Below are 21422 nucleotides of genomic sequence, written 5' to 3' on the forward strand. Positions count from 1 at the left end.
GGTGTCCGACAAGAAGGTGCTCTTCACCGGGGGTGGCGGGTTCATCGCCGCGCACGTGATCCCGCTGCTGCTCGAGGGCGGCTACACGGTCCGGATCTTCGACAACATGACCCGCGGCGACCGCGCCCGCGTCAACGAGTTCGTCGCCACCGGCCAGGTCGAGCTGGTCGAAAAGGACGTCCGCTACGGCGGCGCGGTGCGCGAGGCGATGCGCGGCTGCACGCACGTCATCCACTTCGCGACGGTGTCGATCAACAAGTCGATCGCCGACCCGCACGAGTCGATCGACATCAACATGATCGGCAACCACAACGTGTTCGCCGCGGCCGCCGACGAGGGTGTCGAGCGCCTGGTGTTCGCCTCGACCGCGTCGGTATACGGCGACCCGAAGCGGCTGCCGATGCACGAGGACGACGAGCTGCGCCCGCTCACGCCGTACTGCATCTCGAAGCGCGCCGGCGAGGACCTGCTCGGCTTCTACGAGCGCCAGAAGGGCCTGTCCTGGAACGCGCTGCGGTTCTTCAACGTGTACGGCCCCGGCCAGAAGATCGAGGCCTACTACACGTCGGTGATCAACCACTTCATCCAGCGCCTGCGCGCCGGCCAGCCGCCGATCATCGATGGCCGCGGCGACCAGTCGATGGACTTCGTGCACGTCACGGACCTCGCGAAGGCCGTCGTCGCGGCGCTGGAGTCGGAGCGGGCCAACCTGCCGATCAACATCGGTACCGGCATCGACACGTCGATCGCCGCGCTGGCGAAGATCCTCATCGAGGCCGTCGGCGTCGACGTCGAGCCGCTGTTCAACGAGCGTGACGTGCTGGTCTCGCGCCGCGCCGCCGACATCAGCCGGGCGCGGGACGTGCTGGGCTGGGAGCCGCGGATCACCGTCGAGGACGGCATGCGGGACCTGGTCAGGGAAACGGAGTGAATTCCGTCGCGGGGCCGGCCCAGGGGCGGGCGATGCGCATCGCGGTGGTGAACAACTTCTTCCCGCCGCGCGTGGGTGGCAGCGCGCACATGGCGGCCTCGCTCGCGGGCCAGTTCGCCGCGGCCGGGCACGAGGTCCTGGCGATCACGGCCGCGTACGGCGAGGCCCCGGCCGAGGAGGAGCGCGACGGCTACCGCGTCGTGCGGCTCCCGGCGGTGAAGATGCCGCAGATCGGCCTGTCGATCGATTTCGACATGAGCTTCGCGTCGCTGCGGCCAGGCAACTGGCGGCGGCTGTGGAAGCTGCTGGACGAGTTCAAGCCGGACGCGATCCACCTGCACGGCCAGTTCTTCGACCTGTCGTGGCTGGCCGGCATCTGGGCGCGGCGGCACGACGTGCCGGCGCTGCTGACCATCCACACGCTGCTGATCAGCGACAACAAGCTGTACGGCGGCGTGTTCCGGCTGCTCGACGCGGTGCTCGTGCGGCCGATGCTCGCCTACATGAAGCCGCGGTACGTCATCCTCGACAAGCTGGGCGTCGACTACTGCGTCGACCGCTACGGGACCAGCGACGCGAACTCCGAGTACTTCCCGATCGCCGTCGACACCGGTCACTTCGCGAAGCCGGTGACGAAGGACGTCCGCGCGGAGCACGGGGTCGGCGACGCGCCGCTGATCGTGTCACTCGGCCACGTCATCCCGCTGCGCAACCGCCTGCCGCTGATCGAGGCGCTGCCGTCCATTTTGGACAAGCACCCCGGCGTGCGGGTGGTCGTCGTCGGCCGCGTGTACCACGACGCGTTCCTGAAGCGGGCCGCGGAGCTGGGGGTTTCGGACGCACTGGTCGTCACGGGCGCGGTGCCGAAGGAGGACGTCCCGGCGTACTTCGCGGCGGCGGACATCGTCACGCACGACCTCAACGGTGGCTGCGGCACGGCGTCCCTGGAGGCGATGCTGTCCGGCACGGCGACGATCGCGTCGGTCACCGAGGACAACTACCCGGGCATCGAGCTGCGCAACGGCGAGAACGTGCTGCTCGTGCGCCCGGACGACGCGGAAGCCGTGGCGCGCACGGTGATCGGGCTGCTCGACGACCCGGCTCGCCGGGCCCTGATCGCGCAGCGCGAGAGCGAGCTGGTGCGGTCGAACTTCGGCCTCGACGTCGTCGCGGAAGAGCACTTGAGGACGTTCGAGAAGCTGGTGTCGGAAGCCGATGTTCTTCGATGACGAGCGCAGCCACCGGCTGCGCCCGCAGATCCTGACCGAGCTCGTCTCGCAGTACATGAACGACGCCGAGCGCGCGCAGTTCTACGGGCTGCCTTCGACCTGCCGCGTGCGCGAGCGCGTGAAGATCATCAGCCCCGAGAACCTCAAGATGGGCGAGCACTGCTGGATCGGCGAGGGCGCGGCCCTCGACGCGAGCGGCGGCCTGGAGATCGGCGAGCACACCAGCATCGGCCTGAACACGCTGATCTTCACGCATTCGAGCTGGCTGGCGAACATGACGCTGCAGAACCACTCGGGCAGCGACCTGATCGAGCGCAAGCCGGTGAAGATCGGCAAGGGCTGCTTCATCGGCGGCCTGGTGGTGATCATGGCGGGCGTGACGATCGGCGACTTCGCGACGGTCCAGCCGAACTCGGTGGTGGCGAAGGACGTCCCGCCGCGGACGCTGGTGGCGGGCAATCCGGCGCGGGTCTTCCAGCGGTACGACGAGGAGTACATCCAGTCCGAAGTGGACCGGGTACGGGCGGAAAACGCCCGCCGCCGGGCGATCGCGGAGGAACGCGGCTCCGATGCGTCCGGCTGGGGTGCGCCCTCGGGCGACTTCTCGGAATGAGCCCCCTTGGGGCCAGCTGAGTTGGATGACGGCGGCGCCGGCGCCGGACGCCGGCGCCGCCGTCGTGAAACCGCCCGATCCTCCCGGCGGCGAAGTCCCACGCACGGATCCGCACGGTCCGTACGCTGGACAATTTAGTACTCAGTGACCGAGCGCAAGATATCGGTTACACAACGTTTGGTCGCCTCGGCGTACGCTCGCAAGATCCACGAAGCAACCTTCCGGCGCGTCGGCCGTCGCTGGGAAGGACGAGACGAGGTGACGCATGGCGCGTGGCGACGAGGAGTTCGCGGAGTTCGTCCGCGCGTCGTCGGCCCGGCTCACGCACGCCGCGTTCCTGCTCACCGGCGACCGCCACCAGGCGGAGGACGCCGCCCAGACCGCCTTCACGCGCACCTACGCGGCCTGGTCGCGCGTCCGGCACAAGGACGCCTACGGCTACGCCCGGACCGTCCTGGTCAACCACGTCATCGACGGCTGGCGGCGCCCGATCCGCGAGTACGCCACCGAGGCCATGCCCGAGCGGCCGGACCGCTTCGACGTCGACAAGGCCGTCACCCAGCGCGCGTGGCTCACCGCGGTGCTCAAGACGCTCACCGCCCGCGAACGCGCGGTCGTCGTGCTCCGGCACTTCTTCGACCTGCCGGAAGCCGACGTGGCCCGTGAGCTCGGCGTTTCCCTGGGTACCGTGAAGAGCACGAACTCGCGGGCGCTGGCCAAGCTGCGGCTCGTGGCCGCGGACCCGGAGAACACGCTGATCGGGAGGAGCGGGCGGTGAACGACCTCGACGACTTCCGCGCCGCCCTCCGGCAGCCGCCCGGCGAGCCCTTCGCCGAGCCCGACCTGGCCAGGATCATGGCCGACGGCACGCGCCTGCGGCGTCGCCGCCGCCTGCTGACCGGTACCGCCGGGATCGCCGCCGCGGCCGCCGTCGTCCTCGTCGTGGTGCTCGCCATCCAGCTGCGGCAACCCGTGTCCGCGCCGGTCGCGCAACCGCCGTCGCCGGCACCGGCCGTGTCCACGACGTCGGCTGCGCCGCCCGCGGAGCAGCCGATCGGGGACGTCATCGGCACCGGGATCCGGACGCAGTCCGGCGAGCTCGTCTTCTACGCGCGGGCCGTCGACGCGCCGGAGCTGCCGGACATCCGCTTCGGCCTGGTGGCCGGCTTCCGGTCCGGGACGTCGCTGCAGTCCGTGCTGGCGACGAACGAGGTCCGCGGCTCCGACCGGTCCTTCGGCTTCCACGCCACCGACGGCGGCGAGGTGATCCGCGACCAGCTCATCCCGGTCTTCGGCTACTTCGCCGGTCCGGCGGCGAAGATCACGACCACGGTGCACGGTCAGACCGTCGAGGCGCACCTGGCCAAGTGGACCGCCGACCCGAAGGTGGTCATCTTCTGGTTCGACCCCGCCGCCGTCCCCGACTCCGCCGTCCTGACGCCGCTGGTCGCGTACGACACCGACGGCAAGCGGCTCACCAGGTAGGCGGTACCCGCCCACCCGATGCGGGCGTAAGACGTGAATCGTGGCCTCTCGACGAGCGTTCCTCACCGCGTCGGCGGCGCTGGGCATGGTGGCCGCCGTTCCCGCCGGCGCTGCCGAACTCGGCGACCGCGGGCCCGGCGTCCCGGTCCGCCCGCAGCGTCCCGACGCGGAGCTGCGCGCCCTGCTCCGCCAGGTCGACGAACGGCGGATCGAAGCGACTGTCCGGCGGCTGGCCGCGTTCGGCACCCGGCACACGCTGTCCGCCCAAGACGACCCGGTTCGCGGCACCGGTGCCGCGCGCGACTGGCTCTTCGCACAGTTCCAGCAGGTCGCGGCGGCTTCCGGGGGACGGCTGAGCGTCGAGCTGCAGTCGTACGTCCAGCCGCCCGCCGACCGGATCCCGGTGCCGACGAAGATCACCAACGTCGTCGCGACGCTGCGCGGGGCCACCGATCTCGGCCGCGTGTACGTCGTCTCGGGGCACTACGACTCGCGCCGCACCGACGTCATGGACTTCACCGGGGACGCTCCGGGCGCGGACGACGACGCTTCGGGCGTCGCGCTCGCCCTGGAGCTGGCCCGGGTGCTCTCGACCCGGCAGCCGGCGGCGACGATCGTCTTCGCCGCCGTCGCGGGCGAGGAACAGGGCCTGTACGGCTCGCGGTACATGGCGCAGCAGTTCAAGGCGGCCGGCACCGACGTCCAGGCGATGTTCACCGACGACATCGTCGGCTCCAGCCGCGCCGACGACGGCACGCGTGATCCGTTCACGATCCGCCTCTTCGCCGAGGGCGTCCCGACGGCGGAAACGCCGGCCGAGGCGAGCCTGCGCCGCAGCATCGGCGGCGAAAACGACTCTCCGCCGCGCCAGCTGGCCCGGTTCGTGAAGGCCGTGGCGGAGAACGACGCGACCGGCATGACCGTCCGGGTGATCTACCGCCGCGACCGCTACCTCCGCGGCGGCGACCACATCGGCTTCCTGGAACAGGGTTATCCGGCGGCGCGGTTCACCGAGCCGAACGAGGACTACGCCCACCAGCACCAGGACGTCCGCGTCGAAAACGGCGTCCGGTACGGCGATCTGCCGGAGTTCTGCGACTTCCCGTTCATCGCCCGGGTCGCCCGGGTGAACGGCGCCGCGCTGTGGTCGCTCGCCACCGCACCGGGCACGCCGAAGGGCGCGAAGATCCGCACAACGGCCCTGACGAACGACTCCGAGCTGCTCTGGGACGCCACGCCGGGCGCCACGAGCTACGAGGTCGTCTGGCGTGAGACGACTGCCCCGGACTGGACGCACGCGATCGACGTGGGCCCGGCGCTGACGGCGAAGATCGACCTGTCGAAGGACAACGTCTTCTTCGGCGTCCGCGCGGTGGGCCCCGGCGGGCGCCGCAGCCCGGCCGCGTTCCCGGCGCCGGTGAGCTAGGCCGCCGCCTGCGTCAGGACCTGCTCGACGACGTGGTGCGACGGCAGGATCAGGTCGCGCTCGGTGTCGGCGTCGATCTTGCCTTCGAGGAGGTCGCAGAAGCGGTCCAGCTGGGTGGCGAGGGGCTCCCGGGCCGTGACGAGCTCCGGGATCTCGATGACCGTCTGCTGCCGGTAGCCGAGGCCGTCCGGGGTGACGGAGTCGTGCGAGATGTGCCGGTAGATCGTGACGTCCCGGCGCAGCAGGTCGATCTCGATCAGCCGGTCGAGTTCCGACACCATCAGCGACCGGACCTTCCGCTGCCCCAGCCGCGAGGCCGACACCGTGGCCAGCCCGGTCGGGAACGACAGCACCGTCTCGATGGTGTCCTCGGCGCCCTCGACCGACTGCGGGTGGAAGTAGCCCGCGCCGGAGGTCACGCGCGACGGCGTCGCGCCGCCGAAGAACTGGATCGCCAGGTCGACGTCGTGCACCAGCAGGTCCCACGCGACGCCGGTCTTGATGCGCGGCGCGTACGGGCCGTGGCGGCGGGCCATCAGGTGGATCGGCTCCTGCACCAGCGCCCGCGCGGTCATCACCGCCGGGTTGTAGCGCTCCAGCAGCCCGCACATCAGCGGGATGTCGTTCTTCGCCGACAGCGCGACGATTTCCTGGGACTTCTCGAAGCTGTTGCAGACCGGCTTCTCGACCAGCATCGGCTTGCCCTGGCGGAAGATCTCCTGCGCCAGGTCGTAGTGCACCTCGGTGGCCGACGCGAGCACCACGGCGTCCACATCGGACAGTTCGCCGATCTCCGGCGTCCACTGCGTTTCGTACCGCTCGGCGACGGCCTTGCCCGCTTCCTCGCGCGGATCGATCACGCGGACCAGGTCGACGCGCTCGTTGCCGGCGAGCACGCGGGCGTGGAGGGAACCCATGTTCCCGGTACCGACCAGAGCGATCCGATGCGTCATGCGCCCAGTACCTCGCGAACGGTTTCGATGATGGTGTCCAGGTCGGACTCGGTCAGGTGCGGGTGCACCGGCAGCGACAGCGCTTGCTCCGAAACGGCGCGAGCCACCGGGAAGTCCTCGACGCGCGCGCCCGGGATCAGGTCGTGACCCGCGTAGCAGTCGTAGTCGAAGACGATCTTCGGGTAGTAGATGCCGTTGCCGATGCCGCGCTCGGTCAGCGCCGCGGCGAGCTCGTCGCGCGAAAGGAACGCGTGCGGCCCGACCAGCACCGTGTACTGGTGCCACACGTGCTCGCGGCCCGGCAGCACCTGCGGGAGGTCGAGGCCCGGCGTGCCCGCGAGGCCTTCCGACAGGCGCTTCGCGTTCGCCTGGCGGGCGGCGGTCAGCTGGTCGAGCTTGGCCAGCTGCGGGATGCCGACGGCGGCGTGCAGGTCGGTCATCCGGTAGTTGTGGCCGGCGACCTCGTACTGGTAGCGGGCGCGCATGCCCTGGTTGCGCAGCACGCGCAGCTTGTCGGCCAGCGCGTCGTCGTCCGTGGTGATGACGCCGCCCTCGGCGGTGGTGATGTTCTTCGTCGCGTACAGCGAGAAGCAGCCGATGCCGAACGAACCGGCCGGCTTGCCTTCGAACGACGCGCCGACGGCCTGCGCCGAGTCCTCGATCACGTGCAGGCCGCGCTCGGCGGCCAGGGGAGCGAGCTTGCCCATGTCGGCCGTCTGGCCGTAGAGGTGCACCGGCATGAGGACCTTCGTGCGGTCCGTCACGGTCTTCGCCACGGCGTCGGGGTCGATCGCGAAGTCGTCGCGCCGGATGTCGGCGAACCGGACGGTGGCGCCGGCCTCGAGGATCGCGTTCAACGTCGCCACGAAGGTGAACGGCGAGGTGATGACCTCGTCGCCCGGCTGCAGGTCGAGCACCTGGAGCGCGGCGACCAGCGCGGTGGTCCCGTTGTTGACGGCGATCGCGTGCTTGGTCCCGGAGACCGCCGCGAAGGCGTCTTCGAAGCGTTTGACCATCGGTCCCTGTGCGATGGCGCCGGAGCGCAGCACCTCGACGACGAGGTCCTCCGCGTCGCGGACGTCGACCACGGTGATGGGGATCATGGGCAGTCTCTCTCGGCAGGCGATTTCGGCGCGTCCGGTACAGTGAGCCGCCGGTTCTGCGCCCGGCTGCCCTGCAACAACGCGGGCCACACGTTACCGGGCGCGACGGCACGCCCAGTACCCAGCCGCCGACGAACGGATACCCGCCCGTGGCCAACCGCATCCACCCGACCGCCGTCGTCGGCGCAGGCGTCGAGCTCGGCGAGGACAACGTCATCGGGCCCTTCGCCGTGCTCGCCGGGCCGGTCCGGATCGGCGACGGGAACTGGATCGGCCCGCACGTGACGATCGGCACGCCCGGCGAGGACCGCAGCCGCCCCCACCCGGCGGCCTGGGAAGACACCCCGACCGGTGACCCGGACCACGACGGCCACGGCGTCGTCATCGGCAGCCGCAACCGGATCCGCGAGTACGTGAGTGTCCACCAAGGGACCTGGCGGACAACGACGGTCGGCAGCGACGGCTACTACCTCCGCAACTCCCACATCGCGCACGACTGCCTGGTCGGCGACGGCGTCACGATCGCCTCCAACGCCGTCACCGGTGGTCACTGCCACATCTGGGACGGCGCGAACCTGGGCATGGGCGCCATCCTGCACCAGAAGGTCGTGATCGGGCCGGGCGCGATGATCGGGATGGGCTCGGCGGTGCGGCGCGAGATCGGCGCGTTCACCATCGCCGTCGGCAACCCGGCCCGCGTCACCGGCGTCAACGTGGTGGGCCTGTCCCGCCGCGGCCTCGACGAGGAGACGATCGAGGCGCTCGGGCCGTGGCTGAAGGGCAAGGAAGGTCTCCCGGACGTCACGCTGCCCCACGACCTCTCTACCTTGGTAAAGGCGTGGGACGCCCGCCCGCGCGAAGAGCACTAGTAGGAGCTGTCTGATGTCGGCTGAATTGAACGCTCAGGCCGCGGGGCCGCTTGCCCCCAAGCTGCGCGAGGTCTTCGTCGAGGCGCTGGACCTCGACGGCGGTGTGGACGTCGAGAACCTGAAGTACCGCGACATCGAGGCGTGGGACTCGGTCGGCCACATGGCGCTGGTCGCGGCCATCGAGGACGAGTTCGACGTCGAGTTCGACACCGACCAGGTCATCGACATGTCGAGCTTCAAGGTCGCCGTCGACATGGTGACCGAGCTGCAGTCGAAGAATGACTGATTTGCCGCTGTCCGGTCGCGTCGCGCTCGTCACCGGCGGGACGCGGGGGATCGGCCTGGCCACCGCCCGCGTTTTGGTGGAGGCGGGCGCGACGGTGGTTCTCACCGGCCGTGACGAGGCTCGCGCCAAGGAAGCGGCTGCCTCGGTGGGCGCCTCCGGGCTCGCGCTGGACGTCACCGACGCGAAAGCGGTGTCTTCGCTGGTCAGGGGCGTTGCCAAGGAGCACGGCAAGCTGGACATCGTTGTCGCGAACGCCGGGATCATGGAGGACGCGCTCCTCGGGATGATCAAGGAAGAGCTCGTCGACACGACGCTGAGCACGAACGTCGCCGGCACGCTGCACACCGTCCAGGCCGCGGCCCGGGCGATGATGCGGAAGAAGACCGGCTCGATCGTCGTGCTCGCTTCGATCGTCGGCGAGTACGGAAGTGCTGGTCAGACCGTGTATGCGGCGTCGAAGGCGGCGGTGGCGAACATCGCGCGGTCGGCGGCGAAGGAGCTCGGCCGGTCCGGCATCCGCGTCAACGCGGTCGCGCCGGGCGTGATCGAGACCGATCTGACCGCGGGCCTGAGCGAAGGCGCGAAGGCCGAAAACTCGAGCCGGACGCCGCTCGGGCGCCTGGGCCGGCCCGAAGAAGTCGCGAACGCGATCCGGTTCCTGGTGAGCGACGAAGCGTCGTTCATCACCGGTCAGGTGCTGGGGATCGACGGAGGCTTGGTGCTGTGACGTTGCTGGGTGCGGGAGCTCGGCTGGTGGACGTGGCCGGGGGCCGCACGCTGGCGGGCGCGGAACTGTCGGCCGAGGTCGGCCGCGCGGGGGAAGCCTTGGCGGCGCTGCCGGCCGGCGTCGTGTTCGCGCGGATGGCGGTCGACCTGGACAGCGTGCTGACCTACCTGGGCGCGTTCGAGTCCGGACGCGCGATCGCGCTGATCGATCCGGCGCTCGACGCCGACGTGCTCGCCGGGCTCGTCTCGCGCTTCCGCCCGGCGGCCGTGCTCTCGGCCTCCGGGGACGCGCCTGACGGGTACTTCGTCCGGGGCGACGACTGGGTCCGCTCTTCGGCCGATGGTGTCGTCCCGCACCCCGACCTCGCCGTCCTGCTCCCGACCAGCGGGTCGACCGGCAACCCGAAGCTCGTCCGGCTGTCGCGCCAGGCGATCCTCACCAACGCCGACGCCATCGCGCAGGTGCTGCACATCGACGCCGACGAGGTCGCGCCGACCTGCCTGCCGCTGCACTACAGCTACGGCCTGTCGGTGCTGAACTCGCACCTGGTGCGGGACGCGACCATCGTGATCGAGCCGTCGGGCGTGCTCGGCCGCGGCTTCTGGGACGCGGTGAACACCCACGGCGTCACGTCGCTTTCGGGCGTCCCCTACCACTACGAAATGCTGCGGCGGCTCAAGTTCGACCCCGCGAAGTACCCGACGCTGCGGACGTTGACGCAGGCCGGCGGGAAGCTGCGCGACGAGCTGATCGCCGAGTTCAACGACAAGATGGTCGCCGTCGGCGGCCGGATGTACGTCATGTACGGCCAGACCGAGGCGTCGCCGCGGATGACGACGGTGCCCGCCGAGCGGCTGGCCGAAAAGCTCGGTTCCGCCGGGCCGGCGCTGCCGGGCGGGAAGTTCTCGGTTCGCCGGGACGACGGCTCGGAGACCACGCACCCGAAAATTGTCGGTGAGGTCGTCTACCGTGGGCCCAACGTGATGATGGGCTATGCGGACGACGAGTCCGGACTGGCCAAGGGCGACGAATTCGGCGGCGTGCTGGCCACCGGTGACCTCGGGTACCTCGACCAAGAGGGGTACCTGTTCATCACCGGCCGGCTCAAGCGCATCGGCAAGGTCTTCGGCAACCGCGTCAGCCTCGACGACCTCGAGCAGGCCGCGCGCACGGCGGCGGTGGGGATCGACGTGGTGGCCGCGGTGGCCGCCGGCGACAAGGTCGTGCTGTTCGCCGAAGGGGTGGACAAGGACATCTGCAAGGACGCGTCGCGGGCGCTGTCCGAGCGGTTGCACCTGCACGTCAGCGGGTTCGACGTCCGCCCGATCGACACCGTGCCGCTGCTGGCCAGCGGCAAGATCGACTACCGGTCATTGGAGGCGAAGGTATGAGCGTGTTCACTCGGTCGACGAGCGACCGGGAGGCCTTGCTGCTGCCCGAGCTCGTGTCCTTGACCGCCCACCACCGGGCGAACTCCGAGGGGTACGACCGGATTTTGGCCTCGCTGGGGATCGCGCCTTCCGCGTCGTTCGGCGCGATCGCCGACCTGCCGTGGCTGCCGGTGCGGATGTTCAAGACGCACGACCTCAAGTCGGTCCCGGACAGCGAGGTGTTCAAGACGCTGACGTCGTCGGGCACCACCGGCGCCGGCGCGTCACGGATCTACCTGGACAAGGAGGCGGCGGCCGCGCAGACCAAGCAGCTGGGCGCGACGCTGCAGGAGGTCCTCGGCGGCGAGCGGCTGCCGATGCTGATGGTCGACACCATCGGCATCATCAAGAACCGCCGCTCGTTCTCCGCGCGTGGCGCGGGCGTGCTGGGCATGGCGAACTTCGGCCGGAAGCACACGTACGTGCTCGACGAGAACGACCAGCCGGACGTCGAAGCGGTCAAGAAGTTCCTCGCCGAGTACGGCGACAAGCCGTTCCTGATCTTCGGCTTCACCTTCATGGTGTGGCTGTATCTCTACGAGGTCGCGCGGGACCACGACCTCGACCTGTCGAACGGCATCCTGATCCACAGCGGTGGCTGGAAGAAGCTGATCGACCGCGCGGTCGACAACACCGAGTTCCGGCGGCGGTTCAAAGAGGACACCGGGCTCACCCGGATCCACAACTACTACGGGATGATCGAGCAGATCGGCACCGTGTTCCTCGAAGGACCGTCCGGGAACTCGCTGTACTGCCCGGACTTCGCCGACGTCGTGATCCGGAACCCGGAGACGTGGGAAGAACAGCCGGTCGGGGAGCCGGGCGTGATCGAGGTCGTCTCGACGCTGCCGCGGTCCTACCCCGGGCACGTGCTGCTGACCGAAGACCTGGGTGTCTGCAACGGCATCGACGACGGCGACTGGCCGGGAAAGCACTTCTCCGTGCTCGGGCGGCTGCCGAAGGCCGAGGCCCGCGGCTGTTCGGACACGTTCTCGGGAGCGGCGGCATGACGTCCTTGACTCAGCGGTTCCCCACCGCTCCGGCGGTTTCCGTGAACGACTTGGTCGGCGAGCTGCGCGCCGAGCCGCCCGGCGGCCGGTTGAAGGTCGGCGACCCGCGGATCGTCGAATTCGTCACGAAGTTCGCCCGCAAGCTGCTGGCCCCGGCCACCGCGCGCCGGTTCCCGGAGCTGGCGTCGCTCGGTTTCTTCCTGCGCAAGGGCGAAATCGCCAAGGCGCTGTCCACACTGGACACTTCGGGCACCGCGCTGCGGTTCCCGCGCGGGCTGGTGTTCCACGTGCCGCCGGCGAACGTCGACACGATCTTCGTCTACTCGTGGGCGCTGTCCGCGCTGGCGGGCAACCACAACGTCGTGCGGGTCTCGTCGCGTTCGGCGGGGGCAGCCGAAGCGGTGCTGGAAGCACTGAATGCGGCACTGTCCGAAGTGGACCCCGCGACCGCGGCCGCGATCACGGCCACGCAGCGCATGGTGACCTACGACCGCAGCGACGAGGTGAGCGGCGCCCTGTCCCTGGCCGCCGACCTGCGGGTCATCTGGGGCGGCGACGGCTCGGTCGCGGCCCTGCGCCAGTACCCGCTCGCGCCGCACGCGCGTGACCTGACGTTCCCGGACCGCTCGTCCTTCGCCGTCGCCTCGGTGGCGGGCTGGCAGCGGGCCTCCTCCGAAGAGCGCCGCGCGGCCGCCGAAGGCTTCTACAACGACTCGTACTGGTTCGACCAGGCCGCCTGCTCGTCCCCGCGCGCGGTGTTCTGGGTCGGCGACGAGCCCGGCGCCCGGGCCGCGGGGCAGGAGTTCCGGGAGCTGCTGGCGGCCGTGCTGGAGACGAAGCAGCACGTCACCGAGCCCGCGATGGCGGTCCAGAAGCGCGTCTCGGCGTACGGCGCGGCGGCCGACGGACTGGTCAAGGAGATCGCGTTCCAGGGCAACGGCCTGGCCACGCTCGAGCTGACCGACCCGGCGGTGCTGCCGCGCGAGTGGCTCGGCGCCGGCACGTTCGCCAACGCCCGCGTGCCCTCGCTGGCCGACCTGGTGCCGATCGTGCTCCGCAAGGACCAGACGGTCAGCCAGTTCGGCTTCACGGCCGAGGAGCTGACGGCGTTCGCGCACGAGCTCGCCGGCCGCGGCGTCGACCGGATCGTGCCGTTCGGGTCCGCCCTGACCTTCTCCGCGGTGTGGGACGGCTACGATCTGCTGTCCGAGTTCAGCCGCCTGGTCACGGTGCAGGCCTGAGGAGAGCCGTCGATGACGACAGTTGAGGACCTGCCGGCTGCGGGCAAGCAGCCGAAGTCCGCACGGGCGAAGATTCTCGACGTCGTCCGGTGGGTGGCGATCCTGCTGGTCATCGGCTTCGCGGCGAAGCAGCTGGCGGCCAACTGGGGCGAGTTCTGGCACACCCTGCGTGACGTCGCGTGGGAGTCGTCTCTGCTCAGCCTGGTCGCCCTGGTCGCGGCCATCCTGGTGTCGACCTGGGGCTGGCAGATGATGGTCGACGACCTCGGCGAGCCGATCGGCTACGCCCGCGGCGCGCAGATCTGCCTGGTCGGCTCGCTCGGCAAGTACGTGCCGGGCTCGGTCTGGGCGTACCTGCTGCAGATGGAGCTGGGCCGCAAGGCGGGCCTGGCCCGCGCCCGCATCTTCACGGGTTCCCTGATCCAGCTCGGCGTGGGCGTGGTGTCGGCGCTGGTGGTGTCGCTCCTGGCGGCGCCCGCGGTGTTCAGCAACAGCCCGCGCGCGCTGTGGCTGTTCGTGCTCATCCCGCTCGGCCTGGCGATGCTGCACCCGAAGATCCTCACCTGGGGCACCTCGCTCGTCCTGCGGATCCTCCGCCGCCCACCGCTGCAGCACCCGCTGGGCTGGCGGGTGATCGGCAAGGTCTTCGGCGCCTCGACGGCGGCGTGGTGCCTGCAGGGCGTCCACCTCTGGCTGCTGGCCAACTCGGTGGGCACGCCGGGCCTCAGCGGCTTCGTGCTGTGCGTGGGCGCGATGGCCGTGGCGATGACGGTGGGCACGTTCGCGTTCATCCTCCCCAGCGGCGTCGGCGTCCGCGAGGTGGCCCAGGTCGCGGTCCTGACGGCGAGCGGCCTGACGGTCGGCCAGGCCACGGCGTTCGCGGTGGCCTCCCGGGTGATGTTCACGGTGGCCGACCTCCTGACGGCGGGCTTCGCGGCGGTCGCGGCCCGCTCGGTCCGCCCCGCGCCCACCCCCGCCTGACCGAGGTTGTCCCCCGGTTGTCCACAGCCCTTACGCACATGTGGACAACTCGGAACGGCTCGCCAGCGGCGCATGCGATGGCCGGCCGCACCGAGGCCGCCGCGGCGCCGACCAACCGGAGCCACCCGCGCCGAGCCCACCGCGGCGCCGGCCGCACGCGTCGGAGCCCCCCTCACGGCACCAGCCGGTAGATCACCGCGTCCGGGTTGCGGTAGACCGCGGTCAAGAACGGCTCACCTGCCAATCCGGTCAACCCCGGCTGATAAGGGCGGCCCGGATCAGTGGCCGGTTTTCCCAGAATGACCCAATGGATGTTCAGCCGGCGCACCGCCGCCCGCACCGCCGGATCCGTCGAATAGTTCCGGAAGCGGTTCGCCAGCAGCACCGCGTCCGCGGGTGGGGAAGTTTCGTCGAAATGCGCGGCAACCGTTCGAATTCCTGTCAAAGCGTCTCCGGGATCGACACCCCGCCGAGCCGGTACGTCACCGCCGCCAGCAGGTGGTAGGCGTTGGGGTAGAACACCGGTGCCGCGTCGCCGTACCAGTTCACGTGGCCGGTGCCGAACAGGCTGCCGTCGCCCGTGGCGGCGATGTAACGCACGGCGTTGCCGTGGTAGACCGCGTCGAAGCCCTGCGGCAGTGCTCCGATGCGGCCCAGCCCGAGCAGCGCCGCGGCCGTCCCGGTCGCCGTCGCGAACAGCAGGCCCGCCAGTACCGCCAGGTGCCCGCGGCGCGCCCAAAGCCCCGGATCCGGCGCCGGTCGCCGGTGGCGCACCGTCCACCTCCGGACACCGAAAGCGATCGCGGCGAACACGACGGTCGAGACGGCGTAGGTCAGCGGCGTGAACGACAGCCCGGCCGCCGCGGCCCACGGACCGGTCAGCCCGCCGGCGGCGTAGCTCAGCAGCGGCGCCATCCCGGCCAGGACCCAGCCGCGCAAACCCGCGGCGAGACCGATCACGAGACCGGGCGCGGCGATCACGACAATGGCGATGCTTACGGAGAGCACGCTGGAGACTAAGCCCGGAATGACCGGCCGGATGGGCTGTGGCGGCCCCTCGATCGGTGTTTTTCCGGGACGTCACTTCAACCGTCGGAGGCGGTACCCGATCGGGTTATTCTGGGCGGTGAATTTCCCTGATTGACTGTCGCCGGCGAAGTGATCGACTCCCATTCGGGCTCGTGCCCGGTCAACGGGAAACGCCTCGCCGCCGAGGACCGATAACCTGGCGGGGAGCCGGCCGGGCGGGTGCGGTGACGAGGTGGAGGGGGCCGGGTGGTCTACGCGGTCGTGGTGGCGTGGCTGGTCGTCGCCGCGATCGTGGTGCTGACCTGGCACCGCCTCGACACCGACCGCGGCTGGCGCGCCTTCGTCCTCACCCTCACGCTCGGCCTTTCCCTGCTGCACCAGCTGCTGTTCGCGACCGTCACCGAGGACGCGCTCGTCACCTTCCGCTACGCGCAGAACATCGCCGACGGCAACGGCCCGGTCTTCAACCCCGGCGAACGCGTCGAGGGGTACACGAACTTCAGCTGGCTGGTGCTGGTCGCCCTGCCGCGCGCCGCGTTCGGTGCCGACGTCCGCACCACGGCCGTCGTCTTCGGGGTCCTCGCCGCGCTCGGCTGCGTGCTCGTCTCCTGCTTCCTGGCCAACCGGATCGTCGCCGCGGCCGCCCCGGACGGCGCCCAGCCGCGGCCGGCGATCGGCGTCGCCGCCGCGGTGCTCACCGCGAGCGCCGGCGGACTCGCCGTGTACGGGGCCTCGGGCTCCGAAGTCCCGCTGTTCGTGTTGCTCGTCCTCGCCACCGGCTACGCGCTCGCCGCGCGCCGCCCGGTCGTCGCCGGGGTGCTCGTCGCCTTCGCGGTCATGACCAGCCCGGAAGGCCTGGTGATCGGCGTGCTGGCCGGTCTGTGGCTCGTCGGCGCCGCACTCAAGCGGAAGCACAGCTGGTGGGCGCCGGTCGGCTACGTGCAGGGCGCGCTGGTCTTCCTGATCCCGCGGCTGGCCTGGCGCGCCACGTTCTACCAGCACTTCCTCCCCGCGCCGCTGGCCGCGAAACTCGGCGGGACGCTCGGCGAGCGCGTCGCCGCCGGCTGGCCGTACCTGTCCGGGTTCGCACTGGCGCACCAGGGTTTCCTGCTGCTGGGGCTGGTCGCCGCGGTCGCGCTGGTGCTGCGCCGCACCGAACCCGCGGTTCGGGGGTCCCGGGCGGCGGAGTCCCCGGCTCGGGGCGGCACAGCTGCGTTTCGGGGAACCCGGGCGGCGGAGCCGCCGGCTCGGGGTGAAGCCGCTGCTTTCCGGGGGGCCCGGGCGGCGGAGTCCCCGGCTCGGGGCGATGCCGTGGTGGGCACAGCCGTCGAGGCCAAGGCCCTGCTCTGGCTGTTGTTCGCGATGGCCGCCGGGCTGGCCGCGGCCGCGGTGCTCATCGGCGGCGACCCGGGCCCGTCGTGGCGGCTGCTGGCCCCGTTGCCGCCGCTGCTCGCCGTCGCGGCCGCGGGCACGTACGGCGTGCTGACCGCGGACGCCGTGGGCAAGCCGTCGCCGAAGCCGCGGGCCGCCGGGACGCTGCTGGTGCCGGTGACCGCCTGCGGGCTGGCCGGGATCGCGGTCCTCGTCTCGGTGTTCAGCCCCGAGATGCTCGACCGCGTCCGGGTCTGGCACTCCCACGGCACGGAGCTCGCCGAAATCGGCGGCTGGCTGGGCGACTACCTGCCGCCCGGGTCGGTGGTCAGCGCCGCCGCGCCCGGCGCGCTCGCCGCCCACGGCGGACAGCTGCTCATCATCGACGTCCTCGGCCGCACCGACGACCACATCGCCCGCGAAGGGCGGCACGACGGCGGCATCGCGACCGACTACGACTACGTCGTCAACGGCCGCCGCCCGACCGTCGCCGTGCCCGCCGACGACGGCTACGCCGACCGTCAGCACTGCGCGATCGACCCGGTGTACGCGGGCAAGTACGAGGTCGCGACCTTCCGCCGCGTCGGCACGCCCTACTGGGTCTCGGTGTACCCGCGGGCGGAACAGGCGAAAGCGCTGGTCGCCGACCTCGACAAGGGCCCGGACTTCCGCTACGTACCCTGTCCTGCGTGAAGCTTGAGGCCCCGGACCGGCAGCTGAGCGCCGAGGCACGGCTCGGGCTCGGGGTGTTCGGCACCTCGCTCGCCCTGTTCGTGGTGCGGTTCCTGGTGCCGCGGCCGATCGCGATGTCCAACAACGGCGACGGCGGCCGCGTGCTGTGCGGTGCCGGGATCACCTGGAAGGGCCTGCCCGAGCCGTTCGTCCACCTCGCCTACCCGCCCGCGCCGGGCACGCCGCCGTGCCGCCCGACGTACCTGCTGACGCAGAGCTGGCTCGCGGACCTGGCCGTCCGGATCGGCAGGCTGATCGGCCTCCACGGCACGCTGAGCCTCGTCATCCTGGGCCTGCTGAGCAGCGTCGTCGCCGCGGCGGCGAGCACCGCGATCGTGCTCGGCCTGCCGCACCCGCGCCGCACCCGGCTGTTCGTGGCGGCGGGGCTCCTGCTGGTCGTCGCGGACTCGGCGTTCTTCGGGTACTTCGCGGCGATCCTCGGCGAAGGCGCGGCCTTCCTCGGCCTGCTGCTCGCCGTCGGTGGCCTGCTCCTGACCGCGCGCGAGGGCCGGTGGAGTCACGCGGGCGTGGCGGTGACGTTCGTGGGCGGCGTCCTGGCGGTCAACGCCAAGGTCCAGACGCTGACCATCCTGCCGATCCTCGCGCTGGCGATCCTGCTGGTCCGGCCCGGCGGCCGGCGCGGCGTGCGGCGGTGGGCGCCGGCGGTGCTGGTCATCGGCGCGATCGGCGCTGTCACGCTCTTCGCGCAGCAGAGCGTCGAGCCCGCGCGAGCGCCGGACGGCACGTACACCGCGTTCCCGGGCGACGACTCGCGCGAGATCAACGTCTTCAACTCGATCTTCCTCAACATCGTCGACGGGAAGCACGACACCCGGGCCGACCTGGCCGAGCTCGGGCTACCGCCGTCGTTCGCGCAGTACGCGGGCAACGGCTGGTGGCACCCGCACCCGGCGACGCTGGACCCGCTGTACCCGCAGTACCGCGACCGGATCAGCCGCCGCAACGTCGTGACGTACTTCGCGACCCACCCCGGCCGGACGCTCGAAGTGCTGAACCGCGCCGCCGCCGACCAGCTCACCGCGCGGCCGGGCTACCTCGGCAGCTTCGACCAGAGCGCCGGGTTCCCGCCGCACGCGCAGGAGTACCGGGTCCCCGTGGTGTCGTGGCTGACCGGCCTGCTCGCCCCGCTCGGGCTGTTCGCGCTGGTGCCGATCTGGCTGTTCGTGCTGGTCAGGGTCTGGTGGCAGCGACGAACCGCGCTCGGCGTCGTCCTGGCGTTCCTGTTCACCGTCTCGGTGACGCAGTTCGGCACGGCGGCGCTCGGCGACGGCATCGAAGGTGTCAAGCACCAGGCCGTCGCGCTGTTCACGATCCTGCTCGCCGTGGTCCTGTCGATCCCGCGTCCGACGCGTGTGAGTTCGCCCGCTTTGTGTTCTTCCCCGCTGAACGACGGTCCCCAACCTACGGTCGCGTAACCTTGCCGGATGGCTGACCTGGTGTACCCGCCCGTGATCGCGGCGGCCCGGACGATGTTCCGGGTACTCGACAACCGCATCCGGATCGACGGTGCGGAGCACATCCCGCGCCAGGGCGGCGCGGTCATCGCGTGCAACCACGTGAGCTACCTCGACTTCATCTTCTGCGGCCTCGGCGCGCGCCCGGCCAAGCGGCTGACGCGGTTCATGGCGAAGAAGGAGATCTTCGACAACCGCATCGCCGGGCCGCTGATGCGCGGGATGCACCACATCTCCGTCGACCGCTCCGCCGGGCTCGCCTCCTACCGTGAGGCGCTCGGGAAGCTGCAGGCCGGCGAGGTCGTCGGCGTCTTCCCCGAAGCCACCATCAGCCGGTCGTTCACCGTCAAGGAGATCAAGTCGGGCGCCGTCCGGATGGCCGCGGCGGCCAACGTCCCGGTGGTGCCGATGGCGCTGTGGGGCACCCAGCGGCTCTGGACGAAGGGCCGTCCGAAGGATCTGACCCGCCGGCACGTGCCCGTCTCGATCCTGGTCGGCGAGCCGATGCACCCGGCGAAGGGCGACGACTGGGACATCGTGACGAAGGAGCTGCGCACCCGGATGAGCGCGCTGCTCGACCGGGCCCAGGCCGAGTACCCGGACCGGCCCGCGTCGGACGAGGACCGCTGGTGGCTGCCCGCGCACCTGGGCGGCACGGCGCCGACCCCGGCCGAAGCGGCCGAGCTCGACCGCCGCTAGAACGCTAGAACCAGCGCTCCAGGACCTGCGCCACGCCGTCCTCACCGGCCGGGCCGGTGACCTCGTCGGCCACCGCCAGCAGCCGCGGGTGCGCGTTCTCCATTGCGACGCCGTGGCCCGCCCAGCGGAGCATCTCGACGTCGTTGGGCATGTCGCCGAACGCGATGACCTGCTCGGGATCGACCTCCAGCCGCTCGGCGACGTCGGCGAGGCCGGTCGCCTTGGTGATGCCGTGCGCCGAAACCTCCACCAGCCCGCCTGACGACGAGTAGGTGACGTCGACCTCCCGGTCGAACAGCGCGTTCACCGCGTCCGCCATCTCCTGGGACGCCATCCCGCGGTGGCTGACCAGCAGCTTGATCGCCGGGTGCCCGAGGACTTCGGCGCGCGGCCCGGTCCGGCCCTCGCCGTCGCCCCACGGGTTGTGGTAGTCCGGCTCGATCACGAAGTTGCGCATGTCGTGGTCCACCGCGCCGGTGCTGACGCGCTCGGTCGCCAGCCGACAGCCGGGCAGCGCCTTGTCGAGGGCGTGCGCGATGTCGTGCAGCAACGTGGGTGCGAGCAGGCCGTGCACCTCGATGATCTCTTCGCGGCCGCAGTCGTAGAGGACCGCGCCGTTCGCGCACACCGCGTACCCGGTGAGCTCGAGCGGCTTCGCGATCGGGGCGATCCAGCGCGGCGGGCGGCCGCTGGCCAGGACGAACGGCACCCCCGCCTCGATGACCCGGCGGACGGTCGCGATCGTGCGGCCGGTCAGGGATTCGGAGGGGCCGAGCAGGGTGCCGTCGACGTCGGACGCGATCAACTGGGGTCTCTCCACCCGGCCATTGTCCCTGACTCGTTCGGGGGAAGACGTGCCCGTCCGTGCGACGGCCGGTGGTAACCGATAGCGTCCGGACCTGTGCGAGTTGGCATCGTCATTCTTCCGGAAGATCGTTGGTGGGCCGCCGAGCCGAAGTGGCGCGCCGCCGAGGAGTACGGCTTCGACCACGCGTGGACCTACGACCACCTCGGCTGGCGCAACCTGGTCGACGGCCCGTGGTTCTCCGCCATCCCGACCCTGACCGCGGCGGCGATGGTGACGTCCCGCATCCGGCTGGGCACGTTCGTGGCGTCCCCGGTCGCCCGGCACCCCGTGCCCTTCATGCGCGAGCTGAACACCCTCGACGACGTCTCGGACGGCCGGCTCGTCCTCGGCGTCGGCGCGGGCGTCGACCACCACCACTACGACGGCGCGGTGCTCGACGCCCCGGAGCTGACGCCCAAGCAGCGCGTGGACCGCTTCACCGAGTTCGTCGAGGCGCTCGACGGGCTGCTCATGACCGACAAGTTCGATTTCGACGGCGAGTACTACCGGGCCCGCGAGGCCCGCAACCTGCCCGGCCCGGTCCAGCGGCCGCGGCTGCCGTTCGTCGTCGCGGCGAACGGCCCGCGCACGATGACCCTCGCCGCGCGCTTCGGCGCGGGCTGGGTCACGACCGGCAAGGGCGGCGCCACCGCCGACGAGTGGTGGGCCGGCATCAAGCAGCTCACCGAGGTCTTCGACCAGCGGCTGGACGCGGTGGGCCGCGAACGGGCGAGCATCCAGCGGCACCTCAGCCTCGACGCGTCACCGGTCTTTTCGCTGAGCAGCGTGGAGGCGTTCCGCGACGCGGTGGGCCGCGCGCGGGAGCTGGGCTTCACCGACGTCATCTCGCACTGGCCGCGGTCGTCGTCGCCCTACGAGGGCCGGGAGGCCGTCCTGGAGCAGGTCGCGAGCGATGTCCTTCCGGAGCTCCACTAGTCCGAACGAGTGATATCGGGGTGGCCGGGAAACCGTTTGCCGCCTCGTC

The 21422-nt window shown here is 71.1% G+C and carries 22 protein-coding genes; 17 read left to right on the top strand and 5 right to left on the bottom strand.

Features of this window, described 5'->3' with window-relative positions:
- Position 1 precedes the first annotated feature (1 nt).
- From ISP_RS00935 to ISP_RS00960, 6 genes are all read left to right on the top strand, one after another.
- Entirely contained in the window at positions 2-931 is a 930-nt protein-coding gene (locus ISP_RS00935) for an NAD-dependent epimerase/dehydratase family protein (protein ID WP_013222151.1), read from the top strand.
- 32 nt (positions 932-963) lie between these two features.
- Positions 964-2160: a glycosyltransferase family 4 protein gene (locus tag ISP_RS00940; RefSeq protein WP_013222152.1), complete on the top strand. Its 1197-nt coding sequence runs from the start codon at positions 964-966 to the stop codon at positions 2158-2160.
- The gene (locus ISP_RS00945; RefSeq protein ID WP_013222153.1) at positions 2147-2773 is read left to right on the top strand and encodes an acyltransferase; all 627 of its coding nucleotides are present in this window, start codon (positions 2147-2149) and stop codon (positions 2771-2773) included. The genes ISP_RS00940 and ISP_RS00945 overlap by 14 nt, the downstream gene beginning before the upstream one ends.
- Before the next feature lie 265 nt (positions 2774-3038).
- Positions 3039-3551 carry a SigE family RNA polymerase sigma factor gene (locus ISP_RS00950; protein WP_013222154.1) on the top strand — a complete coding sequence of 171 codons (513 nt, stop codon included), beginning with the start codon at positions 3039-3041 and terminating at the stop codon, positions 3549-3551.
- Positions 3548-4258 carry a hypothetical protein gene (locus tag ISP_RS00955; RefSeq protein ID WP_013222155.1) on the top strand — a complete coding sequence of 237 codons (711 nt, stop codon included), beginning with the start codon at positions 3548-3550 and terminating at the stop codon, positions 4256-4258. The genes ISP_RS00950 and ISP_RS00955 overlap by 4 nt, the downstream gene beginning before the upstream one ends.
- An 85-nt stretch (positions 4259-4343) precedes the next feature.
- Positions 4344-5684 carry a M20/M25/M40 family metallo-hydrolase gene (locus ISP_RS00960; RefSeq protein ID WP_014466519.1) on the top strand — a complete coding sequence of 447 codons (1341 nt, stop codon included), beginning with the start codon at positions 4344-4346 and terminating at the stop codon, positions 5682-5684.
- Here ISP_RS00960 and ISP_RS00965 read toward each other — a convergent pair.
- Positions 5681-6637: a Gfo/Idh/MocA family protein gene (locus ISP_RS00965; RefSeq protein ID WP_013222157.1), complete on the bottom strand. Its 957-nt coding sequence runs from the start codon at positions 6635-6637 to the stop codon at positions 5681-5683. The two genes, ISP_RS00960 and ISP_RS00965, sit on opposite strands and share 4 nt — an antisense overlap.
- Entirely contained in the window at positions 6634-7740 is a 1107-nt protein-coding gene (locus tag ISP_RS00970) for a DegT/DnrJ/EryC1/StrS family aminotransferase (RefSeq protein WP_013222158.1), read from the bottom strand. Before ISP_RS00970 ends, ISP_RS00965 begins: the two co-directional genes overlap by 4 nt.
- A 149-nt stretch (positions 7741-7889) precedes the next feature.
- On the opposite strand from ISP_RS00970, the gene ISP_RS00975 reads away from it, so the two are divergent.
- Genes ISP_RS00975 through ISP_RS01005 form a run of 7 tightly spaced genes read left to right on the top strand, consistent with a single transcriptional unit; the run spans position 7890 to position 14284 of the window.
- Positions 7890-8609 (top strand): acyl-ACP--UDP-N-acetylglucosamine O-acyltransferase family protein, encoded by a 720-nt coding sequence (locus tag ISP_RS00975; RefSeq protein ID WP_013222159.1) that lies wholly within the window; start codon positions 7890-7892, stop codon positions 8607-8609.
- Positions 8610-8622: 13 nt separating this feature from the next.
- Positions 8623-8895 (top strand): acyl carrier protein, encoded by a 273-nt coding sequence (locus tag ISP_RS00980; protein ID WP_013222160.1) that lies wholly within the window; start codon positions 8623-8625, stop codon positions 8893-8895.
- Complete coding sequence (locus ISP_RS00985) at positions 8888-9622, top strand: SDR family NAD(P)-dependent oxidoreductase (RefSeq protein ID WP_034284930.1); 735 nt, start codon at positions 8888-8890, stop codon at positions 9620-9622. Before ISP_RS00980 ends, ISP_RS00985 begins: the two co-directional genes overlap by 8 nt.
- Entirely contained in the window at positions 9619-11013 is a 1395-nt protein-coding gene (locus ISP_RS00990; RefSeq protein WP_037374226.1) for an AMP-binding protein, read from the top strand. Before ISP_RS00985 ends, ISP_RS00990 begins: the two co-directional genes overlap by 4 nt.
- The gene (locus tag ISP_RS00995; protein ID WP_013222163.1) at positions 11010-12062 is read left to right on the top strand and encodes a LuxE/PaaK family acyltransferase; all 1053 of its coding nucleotides are present in this window, start codon (positions 11010-11012) and stop codon (positions 12060-12062) included. The genes ISP_RS00990 and ISP_RS00995 overlap by 4 nt, the downstream gene beginning before the upstream one ends.
- Complete coding sequence (locus ISP_RS01000) at positions 12059-13303, top strand: acyl-CoA reductase (RefSeq protein WP_013222164.1); 1245 nt, start codon at positions 12059-12061, stop codon at positions 13301-13303. Before ISP_RS00995 ends, ISP_RS01000 begins: the two co-directional genes overlap by 4 nt.
- 12 nt (positions 13304-13315) lie before the next feature.
- Positions 13316-14284 carry a lysylphosphatidylglycerol synthase transmembrane domain-containing protein gene (locus ISP_RS01005; protein ID WP_013222165.1) on the top strand — a complete coding sequence of 323 codons (969 nt, stop codon included), beginning with the start codon at positions 13316-13318 and terminating at the stop codon, positions 14282-14284.
- Positions 14285-14456: 172 nt separating this feature from the next.
- Here the strand turns inward: ISP_RS01005 and ISP_RS01010 are convergent, their stop codons facing one another.
- Together ISP_RS01010 and ISP_RS01015 are read right to left on the bottom strand one after the other, a co-directional pair.
- Complete coding sequence (locus ISP_RS01010) at positions 14457-14729, bottom strand: DUF6541 family protein (RefSeq protein WP_320109495.1); 273 nt, start codon at positions 14727-14729, stop codon at positions 14457-14459.
- Entirely contained in the window at positions 14726-15292 is a 567-nt protein-coding gene (locus tag ISP_RS01015) for a DUF6541 family protein (RefSeq protein ID WP_230468675.1), read from the bottom strand. The genes ISP_RS01010 and ISP_RS01015 overlap by 4 nt, the downstream gene beginning before the upstream one ends.
- Before the next feature lie 267 nt (positions 15293-15559).
- Here ISP_RS01015 and ISP_RS01020 point away from each other — a divergent pair, with 267 nt between their 5' ends.
- Genes ISP_RS01020 through ISP_RS01030 form a run of 3 tightly spaced genes read left to right on the top strand, consistent with a single transcriptional unit; the run spans position 15560 to position 19590 of the window.
- Positions 15560-17377 carry a hypothetical protein gene (locus tag ISP_RS01020; RefSeq protein ID WP_013222168.1) on the top strand — a complete coding sequence of 606 codons (1818 nt, stop codon included), beginning with the start codon at positions 15560-15562 and terminating at the stop codon, positions 17375-17377.
- Positions 17374-18852: a glycan biosynthesis hexose transferase WsfD gene (gene wsfD, locus ISP_RS01025; RefSeq protein ID WP_013222169.1), complete on the top strand. Its 1479-nt coding sequence runs from the start codon at positions 17374-17376 to the stop codon at positions 18850-18852. The genes ISP_RS01020 and wsfD overlap by 4 nt, the downstream gene beginning before the upstream one ends.
- A gap of 9 nt (positions 18853-18861) precedes the next feature.
- Positions 18862-19590 carry a lysophospholipid acyltransferase family protein gene (locus ISP_RS01030; protein ID WP_013222170.1) on the top strand — a complete coding sequence of 243 codons (729 nt, stop codon included), beginning with the start codon at positions 18862-18864 and terminating at the stop codon, positions 19588-19590.
- A gap of 4 nt (positions 19591-19594) precedes the next feature.
- On the opposite strand, the gene ISP_RS01035 is transcribed toward ISP_RS01030, so the two are convergent.
- Positions 19595-20395 carry a Cof-type HAD-IIB family hydrolase gene (locus tag ISP_RS01035; RefSeq protein WP_013222171.1) on the bottom strand — a complete coding sequence of 267 codons (801 nt, stop codon included), beginning with the start codon at positions 20393-20395 and terminating at the stop codon, positions 19595-19597.
- A 96-nt stretch (positions 20396-20491) separates the two neighbouring features.
- On the opposite strand from ISP_RS01035, the gene ISP_RS01040 reads away from it, so the two are divergent.
- On the top strand, positions 20492-21373 hold the full coding sequence (locus ISP_RS01040; protein ID WP_013222172.1) for an LLM class flavin-dependent oxidoreductase: 882 nt from the start codon (positions 20492-20494) through the stop codon (positions 21371-21373).
- Positions 21374-21422: the final 49 nt, after the last annotated feature.

Origin of the sequence: Amycolatopsis mediterranei, from assembly GCF_026017845.1 — a bacterium.
Classification (GTDB): domain Bacteria; phylum Actinomycetota; class Actinomycetes; order Mycobacteriales; family Pseudonocardiaceae; genus Amycolatopsis; species Amycolatopsis mediterranei.